1 protein-coding gene and 1 pseudogene are annotated in these 1619 nt (G+C 71.1%); one reads left to right on the top strand and one right to left on the bottom strand.

The window, feature by feature from the left end; translation table 11 throughout:
• Positions 1-198 precede the first annotated feature (198 nt).
• Positions 199-1329 carry a Xaa-Pro peptidase family protein gene (locus I0Q12_RS25415; RefSeq protein WP_197255895.1) on the bottom strand — a complete coding sequence of 377 codons (1131 nt, stop codon included), beginning with the start codon at positions 1327-1329 and terminating at the stop codon, positions 199-201.
• 34 nt (positions 1330-1363) lie between these two features.
• Here I0Q12_RS25415 and I0Q12_RS25410 point away from each other — a divergent pair.
• Positions 1364-1619 (top strand): annotated as a pseudogene (locus I0Q12_RS25410) (flap endonuclease); the annotation flags it as partial.

The following is a 1619-nucleotide window of genomic DNA, read 5'->3' as shown; positions in this document are numbered from 1 at the left end:
GCGCCGAGCCAGTCACGCATGTCCGGTGGGATCAGGAACTGTTGGTCGCGATCGACGGGTCGATATCCTTTGGCCACCAACAGATTCTACACAAAGCCGCAGGTCGGCCCCGCCACGTCACGGCGAGACCGACCCGCGATTCTGCAACAGCCCGTCTGAGGAGACGAAGGGTACATTCGTTCGGAAACGAGCGGCCGCTCAGCCCGGCAGCACCGTCAACCCGTGCGGCCGGCGGTTCACCGGCTCGCAGCCGTCGGCGGTGACCACCACGATGTCCTCGATGCGGGCGCCCCACTCGCCGCGGAAGTAGATGCCCGGCTCGATGCTGAACGCCATCCCCGGCCGCAGTTCGTCGGTGTTCCCGCCCACGATGTACGGCTCCTCGTGCACCGACAGGCCGATGCCGTGCCCGGTGCGGTGCACGAACACCTCCCCCAGCCCCTGCGCCGCCAGCAGATCCCGCGCCGCGGCATCCACCGACTCGGCGGTCACCCCGGGCTTGACCGCGTCGACCGCGGCCTGCTGCGCTTCCTCGAGCAACGCGATCTTCGCCGCCACATCGGGATCCGGCTCGCCGAGGCTGTAGGTGCGGGTCGAATCGGAGTTGTAGCCGGGTTCGACCGGACCGCCGATGTCGATCACCACGATGTCCCCGGACTCGAGCACCCGGTCGGACACCTCGTGGTGCGGGTCGGCGCCGTGCGGACCCGACCCGACGATGACGAACGCCGCCGCGGTGTGGCCCTCCTCGACGATCGCCGCGGAGATGTCCGCGGCCACCTCCGCCTCGGTGCGGCCGGGCCGCAGCCACTCACCCATCCGGGCATGCACCCGGTCGATCGCGGCACCGGCCCGGCGCAGCGCCTCGATCTCGTCGTCGTCCTTGATCATCCGCAGCTCCCGCAGCACATCGGTGGCCAGCACCGGCACCGACCCGAACAACCCGGCCAGCGGCACCAGGTGCAGCGCCGGCATCGCATCGGTCACCGCGGTGCGCGCGGCACCCGGCAGCAGCGCCGCCACCAGCTCGTACGGGTTCTGCCCGTCCACCCAGTCCCGCACCGGCACCGCCAGCTCCGCGACCGCCGAATCGTTCAGCGACGCCAGCTCCAGACGCGGCACCACCACCGTCGCGGCGCTGCCGTCGGTGGGGATCACCAGACAGGTGAGCCGTTCGAAGGATTCGGCGCGGGACCCGAGCAGGTACCGCAGGTCCGGTCCGGGCGTCACGAGCAGCGCATCGAGACCGGCGGCGGCACCGAGCTCGGCTGCGCGGGTGAGACGTTCGGCGTAACGGGCGGCGGGAAATCGGGATGCGGCAGCACTCATGGGCATCAGCGTAGTGCGAGTCGGGGATGGCAGGATGTGGACCGTGACGACTCCTGTGACGACCCCGGACGGCGACACCGGGCGGCGCCCGCTGCTGCTGCTCGACGGGGCGAGCCTGTGGTTCCGCGCCTACTATGCGCTGCCCGACTCGATCACCGCCCCCGACGGGCGTCCCGTCAACGCGGTGCGCGGCTTCACCGACATGGTGGCCTCGCTGATCACCCGGCACCGGCCGCACCGGCTCGTGGTGTGCCTGGATCTGGACTGGCGTCCGGCGTTCCGGGTCGCGG

The organism is Rhodococcus sp. CX (assembly GCF_015865005.1).
Taxonomy (GTDB): Bacteria; Actinomycetota; Actinomycetes; order Mycobacteriales; family Mycobacteriaceae; genus Rhodococcus.
The sequence above is the reverse complement of the archived record's forward strand: the minus strand, read 5'-3'. Positions and strand labels throughout refer to the sequence as shown.

Excerpts from the sequence above, each read along its gene's own strand:
- I0Q12_RS25415 (WP_197255895.1), bottom strand. The coding sequence starts at position 1,329 with ATGAGTGCTGCCGCATCCCGATTTCCCGCCGCCCGTTACGCCGAACGT.